This window comes from Anaerococcus octavius (assembly GCF_900445265.1).
Lineage (GTDB): Bacteria > Bacillota > Clostridia > Tissierellales > Peptoniphilaceae > Anaerococcus > Anaerococcus octavius.
Map to the genome: position 1 here is coordinate 136,026 of NZ_UFTA01000002.1, position 19,609 is coordinate 155,634.

Consider the following 19,609-nt stretch of genomic DNA (forward strand, 5'->3'; position numbering starts at 1 on the left):
CTTTTTTATATGGACTTATCTTCAAAAATAACCAGAATATATCCGCTTTCTACTGAAATTTTAAAATCTCTACCTATAGTTTCGTTAGATACTCCTAAAGCATTGTCATTTGTTAAGTCAAAATTATTTAATTCATAATATAATCCTTTAATATCAAGACCTCTTACCAGATCAGATATGGCAAAGATAGATACATAAAAATCATTATCTTCAGTAAATTTATAGTCTAGCTGATTGTTTACTATATAAAATCTTTTGTTTTTTGACTTTAAGACAACATTTATATTTTTCTTTTTAAATTCTAGGGCACTTTGTACATTGGCAAAGGTATGAGAATCACGACCTCCTAAAGCTCCATATATAACAATATTGTCATAGCCCCAGTCTTCTGCTATCATTAGTGCAGCTTTTGTATCTGTGTAATCTTTTATAGGATTTAATTTTATAACCATTTCACCATCGGGTTGATTTGACGAATCAAAATCGCCTATTATCATAGTTGGTGTAATACCTGACTCTTTTGCATAGATATGTCCTTTATCGGCTGCAATTACCATATCCTCTTCATTTACTTTATCAAAAAAACCATCAAATTCGCCACCTGCGATTATATAGCACGTTTTCATAAACTCTCCCTTTTGTGTTTCTTACATCAATTATAACAAATCTGCCATTAGAATAAAAAAATTTTCAAGGGTAAAATTATATAAGAGATTAAAAAGAATTTAGGTTTAAAATGAAATTAAAATATAGCAAAGTTGGAGAATTTGTTCCGGTTATTACAAAAAAAGGCTTGTATTACGGAGGATATCAAAATTCTCTAGGAGATTTAGGAGTTCCAAAATTTTATAGGGATAGATCTTGTGTGGTCACAGCTTTTACCAATGCATATTTATATATGTATCATCCAAATCAAAAATTTAGCTTGGAGGAATACAATAGCTACCACCATGATTTTTATAAAAAAATCAGACCTCATATAAATGGAGTACCAACCGTAGATGCATTAAACCATAGGGTAAATCGCATTAGAAGAGATCGCAATTTAAATTTATATGCTTATATCATGCAAGAATATTTTGTAAGACGTCATAGTAGTGCAGAAAAAATTGCTTTTATAAACGAAGGACTTAGTAAAAATTGCCCAGTAATTTTTATAAATTGGATGAGTAGAAATGTAAAAGTACTTGCCCACCATGGAGTAACCATTACAGAATGCAATGATATGGGAGATTACCACGAATTGATCATATCAAGTTGGGGCAATGTTTATAAGATAAATTTTGAAATTTTCGATAGGCAAATGAAATCATATAGCGGTCTTATTTATTTTGAAAGGAATGATTATGAAATATATTAAAGTTGAAGTTTTTGTACCAAATGAGAATAAATGGCAAGTAATAGAAGGACTAAACGAAAAGGAAATTTTAAAAGATAATGGCTATGATTCTGTTTTTTCACAAACACCAGTAACTGGTCACTTCATACCCCTTGAAGGATCCAATCCTGATAAGGGGGAAGTTGGTAAAGCCTGTGAAGTTAATGAAGTAAAACTAGAATTTAGAATAAAAGCAGAAAGAAAGGATGAAGTTTTTAGAATAATAAAAGCAAATCATCCTTATGAAGTGCCAATAATAAACTTTATAGAACTTTTATAGGAAAAAACAATGCAAAAAAGACTTAAAAGATCAAATGGCGTTATAATGCCCATCTTTTCCTTGCCATCTAATTATGGTATAGGAACTTTTGGAAAGGCTAGCTATGAATTTGTAGATTTTTTAGCTGATGCTTCTATAAAATATTGGCAAATCTTACCATTAGGTCAAACTTCATATGGAGATAGTCCATATCAAGCATTTTCTTCCTTTGCCGGCAATCCATATTTTATCGACTTAGATATGCTCATAGAAGATGACTTGCTAGAAAAAAACGATTTGGGAAATATAAATTTTGGTGATAATGAAAGATATGTAGACTATGCTATCCAGTATAATATTAGATACCGTATTTTAGAAAAAGCATTTGATAATGCAAAGGGAAAATTAGATAATCAAATAAAAGAATTTAGAGAAAAAGAAAGCTTTTGGATAGAAGACTATGCTCTATTTATGGCTATAAAACATGATCAGTTAGATATAAGCTGGGTAGAGTGGGATGAAAATCTACGTAATAGAAATAAAGATTTCCTAGAAAAATTTAAGTTAGATCACAAAAATGAGATAGATTTTTATATATTTATCCAATATGAATTTTTTAGCCAATGGAAAAAATTAAAGGAATATACCAATAGAAGAAATATAGAAATTATTGGAGATTTGCCTATATATGTTGCATATGATTCTTGTGATGCTTGGGTAAATTCTGATATATTAAAAATTGATAAAGATAGCAAACAGGCTCTTATAGTAGGAGGTGCTCCTCCAGATTCTTATTCTGAAGATGGTCAATTATGGGGAAATCCAGTGTATGATTGGGATAAGATGAAAAGTGATTCTTATTCATTTTGGCAAAAAAGATTGGAAATGGCGCTTAGAACTTATGACCTATTACGCTTAGATCACTTTAGAGGTTTTGAAAAATACTATGCAATACCAGCTAGTGATGAAAATGCAAAATATGGTTCTTGGCAGGAAGGTGGATCCTATGAATTTTTTGATACAATTTTAGAAAAATATTCAGATAGGCAATTGATAGCAGAGGATTTAGGGTATATCACTAAAGAAGTTTATGATTTAAAAAATCATTATGGCTTCCCAGGTATGAATGTTATTCAATTTGCCTTTGATGGTACTTTTACAAGCAATTATTTACCCCACAATTATGAAAGAAATTCTATAGTATATTCATCAACCCATGATTCATCTACTTTAAAAGCTTGGTTGGATTCTTTGGATGATGAAGAAATAAGCCTTGTGGAAAAATATTTTGGACTTAAAAATAGCGAAAAAGAAGACTATGTGTGGGCAATAATAAGGTCTTTAATGGCTTCAGTTGCGGACGTTTCGATGTTTGCCATCCAAGATTTTTTTGAATTAGGTGATGAAGCAAAAATTAATACACCTTCTACTTTAGGAAATAACTGGAAGTGGAGGGCTAGAAAAGAAGACTTTACAGATGAATTGGCAGAAAAAATAAAAGATATGTCAAGACTATATGGGAGATATAATGGATAAGTTAGAAAAAAATAAATTCACAGAAGATTATATAGAAAATTTACAAAGGATCACCCTTAAAAATTTTGATGATACAAGTGAAAAAGATAAGTATGATGCCCTTTGTGATACTATAATGGAACGTATTAACCAAGAATGGAGACTTAGTAAAAATAAATCAAGATATGAAAGAACTGCTTATTACTTCTCTGCGGAATTTTTGATAGGCAGATCTTTAGGAAATAATCTAATAAATCTAGGAATATACGATCAAGTAAAAGATTTATTAGATGAGCTTGGAATTGATTTTGAAGCAATAGAAGATTATGAAGATGATGCGGCTTTAGGTAATGGTGGCTTGGGTAGGCTTGCTGCTTGCTTTATGGATTCTGCAGCGACTCAAGATATAAATATGTATGGATACGGTGTCCGCTATCGTGAAGGCTTATTCAAACAATCCTTTGAAAATGGCTTTCAAGTTGAAAAAGGTGATAGCTGGATAAAAGATGGAGATGGTTGGTCAATTAGAGTTGATTCTGATTCTAGAATTGTAAAATTTAAAGATCAACAAGTAAAGGCTGTTCCTTTTGATATGCCAGTAGTGGGTTATAAAAATGGAAAAGTAAATACCTTAAGATTGTGGCAAGCAGAACCATTTGAAGAATTTGAATTTGAGAGATTTAATAATTTTGAATATGATGCTGCAGTTGCTAAAAAAAATAGGGCAGAAGATATTACAAGAGTCCTTTATCCAAATGATATACAAAGAGCAGGTCGCCTTTTAAGATTAAAACAACAATACTTTTTTGTATCAGCATCTATCCAAGATTTAGTTGCCAAATATAAAAGATATTTTTCAGATGACTTGCGTTTCAAAAATTTCCATAAATACCATGTAATCCAACTTAATGATACTCATCCAAATATTGCTATTGCTGAATTAATTAGGGTTTTAGTAGATGAAAACGGATTAGAATTTAAAGAAGCTTTAGATATAGCAAAAAAAGTTTTTGCATTTACTAACCATACTGTTTTACAAGAGGCTCTTGAAAAATGGCCTATAGATATAGTTGAAGAAGTATCTCCAAGATGCCTAGAAATCATCTATAAAATAAATGATATGCTAGTAAAAAGCTTTAAAGAAAAAGGACTTACTGAAACTGAAATTGATCCATATCGTATAGTTATTTATGACCAAGTTCATATGGCAAATCTTGCTATTTATGTTGGGTTTTCAGTAAATGGTGTAGCAGCCCTTCATACAGAAATTTTAAAAGATGATACCTTTAGTCACTGGTATAAGATTTTCCCAAATAAATTTAATAACAAAACCAATGGTATCACTCCAAGAAGATGGCTAGTTTATGCAAACAGACCTCTTTCAAGCTTTATTACAGAAAAACTTGGAAATGATAATTGGAAATATAATTTAGATGAGCTAAAAGCTCTAGAAAAATTTGTGGATGATGAATCAACATTAAATGAACTTTGGAATATCAAACAAGTAAATAAAAATAGGCTTGCATCTTATATCTTAGAGCATGAAGGAATAAAAATAAATCCAGAATCAATTTTTGATATACAAGTAAAAAGAATTCATGAATACAAACGACAACATTTAAATGTATTGCATATTATATACCTTTACCATCAGTTAAAGAAAAATCCTTATATGGATTTTTATCCAACAACATTTATATTTGGTGGTAAAGCAGCACCAGGATATTTTAGAGCAAAGAGTATAATAAAGCTTGCCAATGAGGTAGCAAGAGTCGTAAATAATGACCCAGATGTTAATAAAAAATTGAAAGTAGTATTTGTAGAAAACTTTAGAGTATCATATGGTGAGAAAATCTATCCTGCAGCAGATGTTTCAGAGCAAATCTCAACAGCAGGTAAAGAAGCATCTGGTACAGGAAATATGAAATTTATGTTAAATGGTGCACCAACCTTAGGAACTCTTGATGGAGCAAATATAGAAATTTTTGACCATGCAGGTGAAGAAAATAACTATCGTTTTGGAGCTACTGTTGAACAATTAAATGAAATTGAAAGTAGCTACAATCCACGTGGCATCTATCAAACAAATAAAGATATAAAGGATGCAGTTGATGCTTTAGTAAATGGGGAATTAGACGACAATAATTCTTATATGTTCCTTGATATTTACAATGAATTGATAAATCCTCAAGATGGATCTCGTGCAGATAGGTACTTTGTATTAAAAGATTTTCAAGATTACAAAAATGCTCACGAAAAAATAAATAAAGATTATAGAGATAAACTAGAATGGTCTAGAAAATGCTTAATGAATATTGCAAATGCTGGTTATTTTTCATCAGATAGGACAATAATTGATTATGCAGATGATATTTGGAAAATAGATTCTCCAAATTATTAGGAGTAAGAATGAACAAAGATGTTATACTTGGTTTGCTTGTCCCATTTTTAGGTACATCCCTAGGCTCTGCCATGGTTTTTGTAATGCGTGATGAGTTAAACGAAAAAGTACAAAAAGGATTATCAGGATTTGCTGCTGGAGTAATGGTAGCTGCAAGTATCTGGTCTCTACTTATCCCATCCATGGATATGGTAGATGAAAAAATGGGCAATATGAGCTGGGTGCCTGCAGTTATAGGGTTTCTAATAGGTATTTTATTTTTACTATTATTAGATAATGTAATTCCTCACCAGCATATAGATTCAGATGCCCCAGAAGGACACAATAGTGAAAATATGCGCAGAACTACAATGATGGTTTTAGCAGTAGTTATTCACAATATCCCAGAAGGAATGGCTGTTGGAGTTTCTTATGCAGGAGCTCTTTATGGAACAGAAAGCGTAAGCCTTGCAAGTGCTTTTGCCCTTGCAGTTGGAATTGCTATTCAAAACTTTCCGGAAGGAGCTATAATTTCTATGCCGCTAAATGCAGCTGGTATGAATAAGGTTAAATCTTTTTGGGCAGGAGTTGGCTCTGGTGCAGTTGAGCCAATAGCAGCAGTAATTACAATTTTATTATCACAAATTATGATACCAATATTGCCATATTTATTATCATTTGCGGCTGGAGCAATGTTTTATGTAGTAGTAGAAGAGCTTATTCCAGAAGCAACTGGTGAAGGAGAAAGCCATACTAATATAGGTACACTTGGTTTTTCAGCAGGATTTGTAATAATGATGATCTTAGATGTTATGCTAGGATAAAAATATAATTATAATTGTATAGCACCTTAAAGCAGGTGCTTTTATTTTGCAAAAAACTACCCAGTTTTCCTAATAAATAGTAATATATTATTATAAAAAGATTAGGGGGAAAAATGAATTATTTTACGGATTTTATAAATTCTTTAGCACTAATAAGAGTTACAGATATTATAGATATAGCAATTATTGCCTTTGCTGTGTATAAATTATTTTCATTATTAAGAAACACCCGAGCTGAACAAGTTTTATATGGATTTATTATTCTTTTGATTTTTGCTTCGGTAGCTGATATTTTAAATCTAAACACAGTAAGCTGGGTTATGAATCAATTTTTGACAGTTACACTTGTATTTATAATCGTTGTTTTCCAACCAGAGCTAAGATCAGCTCTAGAGAGAATTGGGCGTGGTAGGTCTATTTTTACAGGAGAACGTGTTTTAAAAAGTGAAAATACTATCGATGAGCTAACTCGTGCTATGACATCATTATCTCGTCAAAAAATTGGTGCCTTAGTTGTTTTAGAAAGAGAAGTTGGTTTAAATGACATAGTAGAAAGTGGAACAGTTCTAGATGCTGATGTATCAAGCGAACTTTTGATAAATATTTTTATACCAAACACCCCCTTACACGATGGTGCAGTTATAATAAATAATGAAAAAATCGTTGCTGCTGCTTGCTACTTGCCACTTTCAAATTCAAATTTAATATCAAAAGAACTAGGTACACGCCATAGGGCAGCTGTAGGTATTTCTGAAAAATCAGATGCCATTATTGTTGTAGTAAGTGAAGAAACAGGAAATATTTCAGTAGTTGAAAACGGACGCATAGATAGGTATCTAGATGAAGATTCTCTAAAGAAAAGATTACAAAAAGGCTTATCTTTAGCAAAAAAAGAATCTAAAAAGGAAGAAAAAGAGGCAGAAGAAAATGAACAATAAAAGTGATGCAAAATTAAAAGCTCTTTCAGTTTTAGTAGCCATTTTTATGTGGACCTTTGTAGTAAATTCTACAGATCCAACTACAAGTAAAACCTTCCGCAATATTCCAGTAGTTATCAAAAATCAAGATGATTTGGAAAAATCAGGATATACCATAGTAGGAAAAGAAGAATCTTATCAAACAAGTGTAAAATTAAAGGGATCAAGAGAAAAGTTAGTCAGTCTAAAACCTGCAAATATATATGCTAGTGTAGATATTTCTGATTTAAAAACAGGCGTGCAATCACTAGACATAGAAGTAGATACTCCATCAGGAATAAGCGTAGATGAAGTAGATCCTGGGCAAATAAATTTAAATATCCAAGAAGTGGTAGAAAAGGCTTTGCCGGTAAATCTTGTTATTTCAGATAATATAAAAGATGGCAAAATAGTAGAAGTAAATGAACTTACACCAGAAAAAATAACGGTAAAAGGCCCAGCTAGCTTAATAAATAAAGTTGATAGAGCTGAGCTAAAAGTCGATGATCCTAATTTATTAGACGGAAATATTCATAGCCTACCAGTAAAGATTTTAGATAAAGAAGGCAAAGTGATATCAGATTTAAGTATTTCTCATGATGATGTAAATGTTTCATTTTTAGTATATGAAACAAAACAAGTCAACGTAGTTATGAAAACTGATGGAAATATAGATAAAGATTATGAAGAAGTATCTCGTGAGGTATCACCAGATTCTATCATAATAAAGGGACCTGAATCTGTTTTAAAAGATATAGAAGCTATATACACATTACCAGTAGATATAAATAATCAAAGAACTTCAAAAAATGGAGAAGTAAAACTTGATTTGCCAGAGTCGGTAAAAGTTTACAACGGAGAAGACTTAGTAAACTATAAAATAAATATAGAAAAAAAATCTAAAGCAGATGATGAAAAAAAATGACAAATAAAATAATAGATCAACTAGAAGATAGTGGATATGAAACATATATAGTAGGCGGCTGCGTTAGAGATGAGCTTTTAAATCGCAAAAACTTTGACATAGATATAACTACAACAGCTAAGCCAGATGAGATCAAAGAAGTTTTTAAAAATTATAGAATAATCGATATTGGTGCAAAATTTGGAACAATAAAAGTCCTAGATAAAGAAAATGAATATGAAATTACCAGCATGCGATGTGAATCTGGCTACTCTGATAAGCGTCATCCAGAAAAAATTTCCTTTACAAATGACATTATAAAAGATTTACAAAGGCGAGATTTTACAATAAATGCTATGGCTAAAAGAAATGGAGAAATTTTAGACCTTTTTGATGGCAAAAAAGACTTAGAAAATAAAATAATAAGAGCAGTTGGCAATCCGGATAATCGTATAAAAGAAGATGTACTAAGATCGCTAAGAGCTGTAAGGTTTGCAACGAGTCTTGATTTTAACATAGAGGAGAATTTAAAATCAGCAATTAGAAAACATGCAGCAAGTATTGATGCAATCTCAAAAGAACGAGTTCAAGTTGAAATAAATAAAATTTTACTAGCTGATAATCAAAAAAGGGGAATAAAGATTTTAGATGATGTTGGACTTTTGCCTTACATTTTCCCAGAAGTTTATAAAACAAAGGGATTTAACCAACACTCTAGCTTTCATGTAGATGATTTATATAATCACACATTAAGTGTTTTAGAAAAAACTCCACCAATATTAGAAGTAAGAATGGCAGCTTTATATCATGATGTAGGTAAGGTTGATACATTTTTCTTAGATGAAAACGGAGAGGGGAGATTTTTTGGTCATCAAAATTTATCAGAAGAACTTTTAATAAAACGTCTAAAAACATTGAAGTATTCAAATAAATTCATAGAAAATACATCGGTATTGGTAAAAAGACATATGGATAATACCAATACTTATACTAAAAAATCTATTAGAAAACTTTTAAGAAATATAGGAGAAGAAAATTTATTAAATCTTTTTAAATTGCAAAGAGCAGATGTGCTTTCTACAAAGTATGCTGACGATTCAAATATAGATTTAGGTATAAAACTATTAGAAGAAATCAAAAATGATAATGTGCCAACTAATAAAAGCCAGATAGAAATAAATGGCAATGATTTAAAAAAATTGGGATTTAAAGAAGGAAAAGAGCTTGGTCAAACATTAAAAATCATAGAAAATTTAGTCTATGAAGAAAAATTAAATAATGATAAGAAAGAGATTATAAATTACATTAAATCTAACATTTTAAATGTTGATTGATAGACTTACATGTAGTATATTAAACAAATGAGTAGCTATATAAGCAGGAGGAAGAAATGACAGAATTAAAATCTCATGAAAATAATATTGCAAAATTTGAATTTGACGTAAAATATGATGAATTTGCAAAAGCTGTAAATACAGTATATAACAGAAATAAAAAAAGATATAGACTTGATGGATTTAGAGCAGGACATGTTCCAAGAAAAGTCCTAGAAAAAATGTATGGTCCAGAAATTTTCTACGATGAAGCTATCCAAATAGTTTTCCCTAAACCTTATGAAGCAGCAGTAGAAGAACTTGACCTTGAACCAATAGACCAACCATCAGTTGATCTTGATGATATAGAAGCTGGTAAGGACATTACTTTCAAAGTAGAAGTAGAAACAAAACCACACCCAACTTTAGGTGATTACAGCGAATTAATCATCGAAGATATCCCATCAGAAGTAACAGATGAAGATATCGATGCAGAACTTGCTCGTCAACAAGAAGAAAATGCTAGACTAATCCCAGTAGAAGATGGCGAAGCAAAAATGGGTGATACAGTAAATATAGACTTTGATGGTTATCTTGATGGAGAAAGATTCGAAGGCGGAAAAGCTGAAGATTATGATTTAGAATTAGGATCAAACACATTTATCCAAGGCTTTGAAGAACAAGTTGCAGGACACAAAGCTGGAGATAAATTTGATGTAAATGTAACTTTCCCTGAAGATTACCAAGCAAAAGAATTCCAAGGCAAAGATGCAAAATTCGAAGTAGAAATTAATTCTGTAACTACAAAAGAATTACCAGAACTTGATGATGAATTTGCAATGGACATCTCAGAATTTGAAACTCTTGATGAACTAAAAGCTGATTTAAGAGAAAAATTAAAAGATGATAAAGAAAACTTTGCAACAAATACGAAACAAAACCAAGCAGTAGAAGCCTTAGTAAAAGCAAGTGAAGTTTCAGCACCAGAATCCCTAGTAAATCAAGAAATCGATGTTGAAATGCAAAACCTAGACCAAAGATTACAACAAATGGGTATAGGTCTTTCTCAATATATCGAAATGACACAAATGGATATCAATCAAGTTAGAGAACAATACAGAGCTCAAGCAGAAGAACGTGTAAAAGCAAATCTAGTAATTGACGAATTAGCTCTAAAAGAAGGTTTCGATGTTACAGATGATGAAATTGAAGAAGAAATCAATGAATCAGCAAAAATGTATGGTGTAGATGATATCGAAAAATTCAAAGAAATCTTTAGAAAAAATGTATCAGAAGATACAATTAAAGAAAACATTAAACGTCGTAAAGCTGTAGAACTTTTAGTCGAAAATGCAAAAGCTCTACCACATGAAGACTATCACAAAGCAATTGGTGATGAAGGCGACCACAGCGAAGATTCTAAAGAAGAAAGTGAAGAAAACTAAGATATCATCCTTACAAAAATAAGGAGATAATATGCAAACAAGTAATTACTTAGTACCAACTGTAGTAGAATCAACAAATAAAGGCGAAAGAGCCTATGATATATATTCTAGACTTTTAAAAGATAGAATTATCTTCCTATCTGGGGAAGTAAATGACCAAATGAGTGATATAATCATTGCTCAATTACTATTTTTAGAAAGCGAAGACCCAGATAAAGATATTCAATTTTATATCAACTCTCCAGGTGGAGTTGTTACAAGCGGTCTTGCTATATTCGATACAATGAATTATATCAAACCAGATGTATCTACAATTTGTATCGGCCAAGCAGCAAGTATGGGTGCAGTTTTACTATCTTCAGGTACAAAAGGAAAAAGATTTTCCTTACCAAATTCAAATATTATGATCCACCAACCAAGCGGTGGAGCTCAAGGTCAAGCATCTGATATAGTAATCCAAGCTGAACAAATCTTAAAAATAAAAGATAGGCTTAACCATATCTTAGCTGATAATACAGGTCAAGACCTAGAGAAAATTGAAAAAGACACCGATCGTGACTTTGCCATGACAGCCCAAGAAGCGTTAGAATATGGCTTAATAGATCAAGTTATTGAAAGTAAGTAGGAAATAAATGGCAAACCTCGAAGAAGAAGATGTAAAATGCTCGTTTTGTGGTAAAGATAGTTCTCAAGTAGAACGTATCATTGCAGGACCAAATGCTTATATTTGTAATGAATGTGTAAATCTTTGCAGCGAAATAATAAATGCAGAAGTAAAATTTGATGAAAACTACTTTGATGAGAATGGAGATGTAATCTTATCTACACCTTCAGAAATAAATGATTTTTTAAATGAATATGTAATTGGTCAAGATGAAGCTAAAAAGACCCTAGCGGTTGCAGTTTATAACCATTACAAGAGGATAAATGCAAACAATGAAGACCTAGATGATGTTGAACTTAATAAATCAAATATACTCTTACTAGGTCCTACAGGTTCAGGAAAAACACTTTTAGCTCAAACTCTTGCTCGTAAGCTTAACGTTCCATTTGCAATTGCAGATGCAACTAGTCTTACAGAAGCAGGTTATGTTGGTGAAGATGTTGAAAATATTATTTTAAAATTAATCCAAGCCGCAGATTATGATATACAGGCTGCTGAGCATGGAATAATCTATGTAGATGAAATTGATAAAATTACAAGAAAAAGTGAAAATCCTTCCATTACAAGAGATGTATCTGGTGAAGGTGTCCAACAAGCTCTTTTAAAATTAATTGAAGGAACTGAGGCAAATGTACCACCACAAGGTGGTAGAAAACACCCAAGCCAAGAATATATCCAAGTTGATACTAGCAATATTTTATTTATCCTAGGTGGTGCTTTTGATGGCATCGAAGATATAATAAATCGTAGACAAGCTCAAAAAACTATAGGTTTTGGTGCAGAACTTGTTGCAGCTAACCATAAGGCAAATCTTAAAGATGTAAACACTGAAGATTTACTAAAATTTGGTCTTATACCAGAATTTATAGGTAGGGTACCTATTATAGTAACATTAGATAGCCTAGATGAAGATGCTCTAATTCGTATCTTAAAAGAACCTAAAAACTCATTGATCAAACAATATCAAAAATTATTTGAATTGGATAATGTAAAACTTTCATTTGACGATGAAGCTTTACATGAAATTGCACAAAAAGCAATTGATCAAAAAACTGGAGCACGCGGACTTAGGACAATATTAGAGGATTTACTACTTGATGTAATGTATGAAATCCCATCAAAAACAGATATAAAAGAAGTAGTTGTTACTAAAGATTCTATTAAGGATCACTCAAAACTAAAATACAAGAAAAGATAAGGGAGTGGCTAGCCATTCCCTTTTTTAAACGGGAGTTAATAATGGCAGATGTTTATGAAGTAAGCACAAACGAATATCCACTCGTACCCCTTAGGGGACTCTGGGCATATCCAAATACAATTATAAATTTTGATTGTGCTAGACCTATATCCAAAAATGCTATTGATGATGCAAATATAAAAAATAAAGAAGTTTTTTTGGTAAATCAAAAAAATGTATTCGATGAAAATCCAAGCTCTGACGCTCTTTATGACTATGGAATGGTTGTAAGTATCAAAGAGTCATTTAGCCTTACAAATGGGGATATAAGAGTGTATGTACAAGCAAAATCAATTGCTAAAATAAAAGAAATAAAATTAGGTGAAGGATTCTATAAAGCTGTTGTAGAAGAATATGAATATATACAAGAAAATGAAGATGAAACAAATAGAAAAGAAGCTCTAAGAAAAATGATCTTAGATGATTTTAAAGCATATATAGACCTTGATGGTTCAAATTTTGATGAATCTATATCCTCAATAGGAGAAGTATATAATCTTCAAAGGTTAGCTGATATTATCATCTATCACCTAGATTTAAAAGCTGAGGAGTACTATGCTCTTTTGAAAGAACTTGATACAGAAAAAAGACTATCCCTACTTCATACTATATTAGTAAAAGAAATAGAACTAAAAAATTTAAGTATGGAAATTGAGCAAGATGTCCAAGAAAATATAAATCAATCTCAAAAAGAATACTATTTGAGAGAAAAAATAGAAGCTATTCGCCGAGAATTAAATGAAGCAACAGGTGAATATGAAAGTCAAGCAGCTGAATTAATTGATAAAATAAATAAATTAAATATAGCAGAAGCTAGTAAGAAATCTTTACTTAAAGATGCTCAAAGGCTAGAAGCTATACCTGAAATGAGTCCTGACTATGGAGTAATAAGTGCATATTTAGATTTTGCAGTAAACCTTCCTTGGGAAGAAAAAACAAAAGATATTTTAGATATAAAACGTGCTGAGAGAATATTAGATGAAGATCACTATGGACTTAAGGAAGTTAAAGATAGAATCTTAGAATCTATAGCAGTTAGAATAAAAAATAACAATAATCAAGGCACAGTACTTTGTCTAGTAGGACCTCCAGGAGTAGGCAAGACATCTATTGCAAAATCCATTGCAAGAGCTCTAGATCGTGAATTTGTCACTATGCGATTAGGTGGAGTAACTGATGAGAGTGAAATACGTGGTCATAGAAGAACTTATGTTGGAGCTATGGCAGGCAGATTACTTTCAAGTATAAACCGAGTTGGTGTAAAAAATCCAGTATTCTTATTAGATGAGATTGATAAATTAGGCTCTGATTTTAGAGGAGACCCATCATCAGCCTTACTAGAAGTCCTAGATCCAGAGCAAAATGATAAATTTATAGATAGGTATGTGGATATACCTTTTGATTTATCAGATGTATTTTTTATAACAACGGCAAATGATCCAAACGAAATACCAGATGCTCTTTATGATAGGCTAGAGATCATAGAAATTTCAGGCTATACCAATAGTGAAAAATTAAATATTGGAAAAAAATATTTAGTTTCTAAAGAAATGAAGAATAACGGATTAAATGAAGATGAACTTACAATTTCCGATAATGTTCTAGATATTATTATAAAAAATTACACCAGAGAAGCTGGTGTGCGTGAGTTAGAAAGGCTTATAGCAAAAATTTGCAGACGAGCTGTAAAAGAAATCCTAGAGGGCAAAGACCAAGTAAGAGTAACTATGTCAAATTACACTAAGTATTTGGGCAAGGAAAGATTTTTCGAAGATCATATTTCAAGAAAAGATAAAATTGGCGTGGCAAATGGTCTTGCATGGACTTCTGTAGGTGGTACTATGCTTACTATAGAGGCTAATGTTATGGATGGGAAAGGCAACGTAGAATTTACAGGCTCTCTAGGTGATGTGATGAAAGAATCTGGCCAAGCTGCGATGACATACATTAGATCAAATGCAAAAGAACTTGGCATTCGCGGCAAATTTTATGATAATAAAGACATTCATGTCCATGTTCCAGAAGGAGCAACACCAAAAGATGGTCCTTCAGCAGGCATTACTATGACAACGGCTATGGTTTCATCTCTAACTGGCAAAAAAGTTAGAAATGATATTGCTATGACAGGAGAAGTCACTATAACTGGAGATGTACTGCCAATCGGTGGATTAAAAGAAAAAGCCCTAGCAGCTTATACTTATGGCATCCATAATGTCATTATCCCAAAAGAAAATAAAAGAGATACAGAAGATATACCAAAAGAAATTAGAGAAAAGATTAACTTTATAGAAGTAACAAATGTTTCTGAAGTAATAGATAAGGCTTTAATATGAAATTTAACAAAATCGAATTAGAACAAGTTGCAGGTTTTAAATCTCAGTGGCCAAAAGAATGCATAGAAGAAATAGCCTTTGTAGGACGTTCAAATGTAGGCAAGTCCTCTTTTATAAATGCTTTTTTAGGAAGAAAAAATTTGGCTAAAACTTCCTCCAAACCAGGCAAAACTCGTACTATAAATTTTTATAATATAGATAATAAATTTAGATTAGTAGACTTACCAGGCTATGGCTATGCCAAAGTTTCAAAAACGGAAAAAGCAAAATGGGACAAACTAATTAATGAATATCTCCACCAAAGAGAAAACTTAAAAGAAGTTTTTCTTTTAGTAGACATTCGTCACGAGCCAACTCAATTGGACCTACAAATGTATGAATGGATACTAGAATCAGGTTTTACAGGATTTGTAATAGCTACTAAATATGATAAAATTTCTAAAAATCAACTATCAAAGCATATTAAAGCTATAAAAAGCAAATTAAATATAGATGATGAAGGTCTAATATTTGCTTATTCATCAGAAAATAAACACAACTTATCAGTTATTCATGAACAGGTAGATGTCATAGTAAATAATTAATTTAAAAAAACCGGCACTAGACCGGTTTTTTAGTATTTATATTTATTATTTTTTGTAGGTAAATTTTTCTATAGTTCTATATTCTTCTTTGCCAGATTTGTTGTCTATCTTATTTTTTCCTTTTTTAAGAACAAAGTTTATTTCTTCTGCATCTTTTATTTCATCTAAAGTCATATCTGAAAAATCTTTGTTGTAAATAAAAGTTACTTCACCATTATCACCTATTCTATCATCAAGTAAGAAAGTTTTTCCTTCATTGTTGCTTCCCTCGATTTGATAATAATAGTCTGTTTCAAGGTTTTTAATAATGGCAGTCATAGTAATTGGATTTAACTTCATTAGAGAAATCACTGATCCATTTTCTAATTTTTGATCTTTTGCAAATATTACATTTTCTTCATTAACTGTATTTGTACTAGCTTTGGTTGATATTATTTCATTTGAATTACCATCAGTATAGTAAAGGTCAACGTCTGCATTATCAAGAGTTGGAAATTCTTTATCAAAATTTATCATGCTAACTTCGGATATTGTTTTTCCATCTTCTAATAGACCAGAACTTCCAGAGCTACCCAAAGCTTTGTATGATACTCCATCTACAACAATTTTATAAACACAAGCTTCATTTTCTGAAAGTTGATTTTCCATAGATCCATCACTATCTCTAAGGGTATTTATAAATGCTTTATTATCTTCAAAGGCTATATTTTCTATTACAAAACAATCATTTCCAACTTTTACGGATTCGTCAAGTTCAGTTGTATATTTATAAGAATCAGGGCTTGCGCCAAAGGCATCCATCATTGAAACTTTAATATCAGTTGTAAATTTTAAAACTTCTGCTCTTACTTGTGGTGTCATAAGGCCCGCTATAAGTAGAGCTGCTGCAGCACTTGCTACAAATTTACTTTTATTAGTTTTTTTTGCATAAGATTTTGCACTTCTAAACATTTTTTCTTTTTCAATATCATTTAATTCTATGCTATCTGTATCAAAATCTATATCATTTATCTTATCGTATATACTAGTCATATTTACCTCCTAGTTGTAATTTTAGTTTCTTTTTTGATCTTGAAACCTTATTGTAAAGTCTATCTTTGGGGATTTCTGTTATATTTGATAGCTCATCATAGCTATAGCCTTCTATAAATAATTTTTTAAAGATATCTCTATCTTCAGGGTTTAAAAGACTTAATATTTCTCCACTTTCATCAATTGAAAAATCTTCTTCTATGCTAATATTATTTTTAACTTTATCAAGATCAATACTTTCGTGGCGATTTTCCTTTCTGATAGCATCAATTGCCTTATATTTAGCAACACCAGCACACCAGTTTTTAAAAGAAGATCTATTTTCATCAAAATAATCTATATTATCCCAAATAGCAAGTAGAGTATCATTCAGTATTTCTATTACAAGGTCATCTCTATTTCCTATAGTTTTTACAATGCTTGCCTTAAGAACGCCACCATACTTATTTATAAATTCGCTTAGGTAAGGCTCTTTTTTATTTTTAATTCCAGATATTATTTTCTTATCATCCATATATCCTCCTGTACCTATATATTCGTAAAGTTAAGGCTAAATCTATCATTTTTAAAATTATATTGTAAAATATTAAAACTTCATATAAAATAAGCTTATAGTTAATTATTAATCGCAGCTAGCTGCGATTTTTTATTTGTTAAATATTATCTATCTTTAATAACTATTTACTTTAGCACATTGCATAAAACGTTTTTCTTTGATAATATATTTGCACAAGTAAAATTTTGAATGGAGGAGTTATGAAAAAATATAAAATTTTACCTTACATATTATCAATGTCACTAATCTTCTCTGCCTGTGGAGCTGATAATACAGGCCAAGGTAAAGAAGATACATCTACTGACACAACAGTAAGTGAACAAGCTACTGATGAAAATGAAAAGGTAGAAGAAAAAGAAAAGCAAGAGACTGATGAAAACGCTTTTGAAGGAAAAGCAAAGGGTTATAATGGTGATGTAATTGCTCATGTTAGCTTTGATGGAGATAAAATAAAAGACATCAAGGTAGATCATGAGGAAACGGAAGGTCTTGGAGCTGCAGCAATCGACAAAATGCTTCCACAAATTGTTGAAAATCAATCAGTAAATATCGATTCTGTTTCAGGAGCTACTTTCTCATCAACAGCTATTTTAGAAGCAGTATCAGAAGCCATAAAAGCTAGTGGTAATGACATAGAAAACTACCAAGAAGACTTTACAAGTGCTGATAAAGAAAGAAAAGATGCTACAAAAGATGTTGATGTAGTAGTTGTAGGTGGTGGTGGAGCTGGATTTGCAGCTGCAGTTACAGCAAAAGAAAATGGAGCAGATGTTATATTACTAGAAAAGATGCCACAAGTTGGTGGTAATACATTAATTTCTGGTGGTGAAATGGCAGCTCCAGCTAATGAACTTCAAGAAAAAGAAGGTATAGAAGATAGCAAAGAATTATTTGCCAAAGATGTTAAAGAAGCAGGTGGAAACCCAGAACTAATCGATGTTCTAGCAGACCATGCTACAGAAGATGCTTACTGGTTAAGAGATGATATCGGTGTCAAATGGCTTGATAATCTAATGTTCTTTGGTGGTCACTCTGTAAAAAGGTCACTTATACCAGCAGATCACTCAGGAAATGAGTTAATTAAAAACTATACAAAAAAATGTGAAGAATTGGGAATAGATGTTATCACAGATGCAGATGTAAAAGAAATTTTAACTAAAGATGATAAAGTAGCAGGCGTAAAAGCTGAAACACCTAATGAAAACCTAACAGTAAATGCAAAATCAGTTGTACTTGCAACAGGTGGATTTGGTGCAAATGAAGAAATGACCTACGAATACGATCATGAAATTGATGAACACGTAAAATCAACTAATGCTAAAGGAGCAACAGGCGATGGTATACTTATGGCAGAAAAACTTGGTGCAGATACAGTTGATATGGACCAAATTCAACTTTACCCAATCTGTGATGTAGATACTGGTAGAATTCTTTATACTGGTGATACAAGATTAGTTGGTGGAGCACTCTTAGTTAATAAGCAAGGAGATAGATTTGTTGAAGAACTTGCAACAAGACGTGAAATTTCTCTAGCAATTAAAGATCAAACAGACCATGTTGGATACTTAATATGGGATGAAAAATCAAACGAAGAAACAGGTACCATGAAATCAAATCCTGAAGAAGCTAAAGAAGAATTTGATAAAGGAAATTTATACAAAGCTGATACTATAGAAGAGCTTGCAGATCATTTTGATATAGACAAAGATCAGCTATTAAAAACTGTAGAAACATTTAATGAAAATTCTAAAAAAGACAAAGATCCAGACTTTAATCTAAGAATGCTAGGATGGACAATAGATCAAGGACCATACTATATGTTAAAAGCAGCACCAGCAGTTCACCATACTATGGGTGGTTTAAAAATAAATACAGATGCTGAAGTATTAACAAAAGATGATAAATGGATCGAAGGTTTGTATGCAGCAGGAGAAGTAACAGGCGGTATTCATGGTTCAAACAGACTTGGATCAGCAGCTATAGCAGATATAACAGTATATGGTAGAATAGCAGGTAAAAATGCTTCTGAATATGCAAAATAAAATACACAATAATAAAAAGTAGTCAAAAGGCTCATTGAATTAGGGATTTTAGAAAACTGATTTAGAGAGTCTTTAGGTGGCAAGCAGAAAGGCTATGAGTTTAATGCTCATAGCCGTTTTTGCGGGTCTGTAAATAATTTTGTGTATCAACCTAAATTCTGATATAAGGGTAAGGGTTGATACATTT

Annotated in this window: 17 protein-coding genes; 14 read left to right on the plus strand and 3 right to left on the minus strand. The window is 31.4% G+C overall.

Annotated features, from left to right (window positions below):
- Positions 1 to 5: 5 nt before the first annotated feature.
- Complete coding sequence (locus DY249_RS00805; protein WP_101540260.1) at positions 6 to 626, minus strand: thiamine diphosphokinase; 621 nt, start codon at positions 624 to 626, stop codon at positions 6 to 8.
- Between the two features lie 110 nt (positions 627 to 736).
- On the opposite strand from DY249_RS00805, the gene DY249_RS00810 reads away from it, so the two are divergent.
- The 13 genes from DY249_RS00810 to yihA all read left to right on the plus strand — a co-directional run bounded on the left by DY249_RS00810 (position 737) and on the right by yihA (position 15,792).
- Positions 737 to 1,360 carry a hypothetical protein gene (locus DY249_RS00810; RefSeq protein ID WP_101540259.1) on the plus strand — a complete coding sequence of 208 codons (624 nt, stop codon included), beginning with the start codon at positions 737 to 739 and terminating at the stop codon, positions 1,358 to 1,360.
- Positions 1,347 to 1,658, plus strand: a complete 312-nt coding sequence (cutA, locus tag DY249_RS00815) for a divalent cation tolerance protein CutA (protein WP_101540258.1) — start codon at positions 1,347 to 1,349, stop codon at positions 1,656 to 1,658. Before DY249_RS00810 ends, cutA begins: the two co-directional genes overlap by 14 nt.
- A gap of 9 nt (positions 1,659 to 1,667) precedes the next feature.
- The gene (gene malQ / locus DY249_RS00820; RefSeq protein ID WP_115594846.1) at positions 1,668 to 3,173 is read left to right on the plus strand and encodes a 4-alpha-glucanotransferase; all 1,506 of its coding nucleotides are present in this window, start codon (positions 1,668 to 1,670) and stop codon (positions 3,171 to 3,173) included.
- The gene (locus tag DY249_RS00825; RefSeq protein ID WP_115594847.1) at positions 3,166 to 5,553 is read left to right on the plus strand and encodes a glycogen/starch/alpha-glucan phosphorylase; all 2,388 of its coding nucleotides are present in this window, start codon (positions 3,166 to 3,168) and stop codon (positions 5,551 to 5,553) included. Before malQ ends, DY249_RS00825 begins: the two co-directional genes overlap by 8 nt.
- Positions 5,554 to 5,561: 8 nt before the next feature.
- Positions 5,562 to 6,356, plus strand: coding sequence for a ZIP family metal transporter (locus DY249_RS00830; protein ID WP_101540255.1), 795 nt, complete (start codon positions 5,562 to 5,564; stop codon positions 6,354 to 6,356).
- Positions 6,357 to 6,469: 113 nt separating this feature from the next.
- A complete protein-coding gene (gene cdaA, locus DY249_RS00835) occupies positions 6,470 to 7,294 on the plus strand; it encodes a diadenylate cyclase CdaA (RefSeq protein ID WP_115594848.1) in 825 nt (274 codons plus the stop codon).
- Positions 7,284 to 8,237 (plus strand): CdaR family protein, encoded by a 954-nt coding sequence (locus tag DY249_RS00840; RefSeq protein ID WP_115594849.1) that lies wholly within the window; start codon positions 7,284 to 7,286, stop codon positions 8,235 to 8,237. The genes cdaA and DY249_RS00840 overlap by 11 nt, the downstream gene beginning before the upstream one ends.
- Complete coding sequence (locus DY249_RS00845; protein WP_115594850.1) at positions 8,234 to 9,550, plus strand: CCA tRNA nucleotidyltransferase; 1,317 nt, start codon at positions 8,234 to 8,236, stop codon at positions 9,548 to 9,550. The genes DY249_RS00840 and DY249_RS00845 overlap by 4 nt, the downstream gene beginning before the upstream one ends.
- Positions 9,551 to 9,606: 56 nt before the next feature.
- Entirely contained in the window at positions 9,607 to 10,974 is a 1,368-nt protein-coding gene (gene tig / locus DY249_RS00850; RefSeq protein WP_101540252.1) for a trigger factor, read from the plus strand.
- 31 nt (positions 10,975 to 11,005) lie between these two features.
- Positions 11,006 to 11,599 (plus strand): ATP-dependent Clp endopeptidase proteolytic subunit ClpP, encoded by a 594-nt coding sequence (clpP, locus tag DY249_RS00855; protein WP_101540251.1) that lies wholly within the window; start codon positions 11,006 to 11,008, stop codon positions 11,597 to 11,599.
- 7 nt (positions 11,600 to 11,606) lie between these two features.
- Complete coding sequence (gene clpX, locus DY249_RS00860) at positions 11,607 to 12,836, plus strand: ATP-dependent Clp protease ATP-binding subunit ClpX (protein WP_115594851.1); 1,230 nt, start codon at positions 11,607 to 11,609, stop codon at positions 12,834 to 12,836.
- A gap of 41 nt (positions 12,837 to 12,877) precedes the next feature.
- Positions 12,878 to 15,208, plus strand: coding sequence for an endopeptidase La (lon, locus tag DY249_RS00865; RefSeq protein WP_115594852.1), 2,331 nt, complete (start codon positions 12,878 to 12,880; stop codon positions 15,206 to 15,208).
- Entirely contained in the window at positions 15,205 to 15,792 is a 588-nt protein-coding gene (gene yihA, locus DY249_RS00870; RefSeq protein WP_115594853.1) for a ribosome biogenesis GTP-binding protein YihA/YsxC, read from the plus strand. Before lon ends, yihA begins: the two co-directional genes overlap by 4 nt.
- A 45-nt stretch (positions 15,793 to 15,837) precedes the next feature.
- Here the strand turns inward: yihA and DY249_RS00875 are convergent, their stop codons facing one another.
- Together DY249_RS00875 and DY249_RS00880 are read right to left on the minus strand one after the other, a co-directional pair.
- The gene (locus tag DY249_RS00875; RefSeq protein ID WP_115594854.1) at positions 15,838 to 16,824 is read right to left on the minus strand and encodes a hypothetical protein; all 987 of its coding nucleotides are present in this window, start codon (positions 16,822 to 16,824) and stop codon (positions 15,838 to 15,840) included.
- Positions 16,817 to 17,338 carry a sigma-70 family RNA polymerase sigma factor gene (locus tag DY249_RS00880; RefSeq protein ID WP_115594855.1) on the minus strand — a complete coding sequence of 174 codons (522 nt, stop codon included), beginning with the start codon at positions 17,336 to 17,338 and terminating at the stop codon, positions 16,817 to 16,819. The genes DY249_RS00875 and DY249_RS00880 overlap by 8 nt, the downstream gene beginning before the upstream one ends.
- A 242-nt stretch (positions 17,339 to 17,580) precedes the next feature.
- Here DY249_RS00880 and DY249_RS00885 point away from each other — a divergent pair, with 242 nt between their 5' ends.
- Positions 17,581 to 19,422, plus strand: coding sequence for a flavocytochrome c (locus DY249_RS00885; protein WP_115594856.1), 1,842 nt, complete (start codon positions 17,581 to 17,583; stop codon positions 19,420 to 19,422).
- The last annotated feature ends 187 nt before the right edge of the window (positions 19,423 to 19,609 follow it).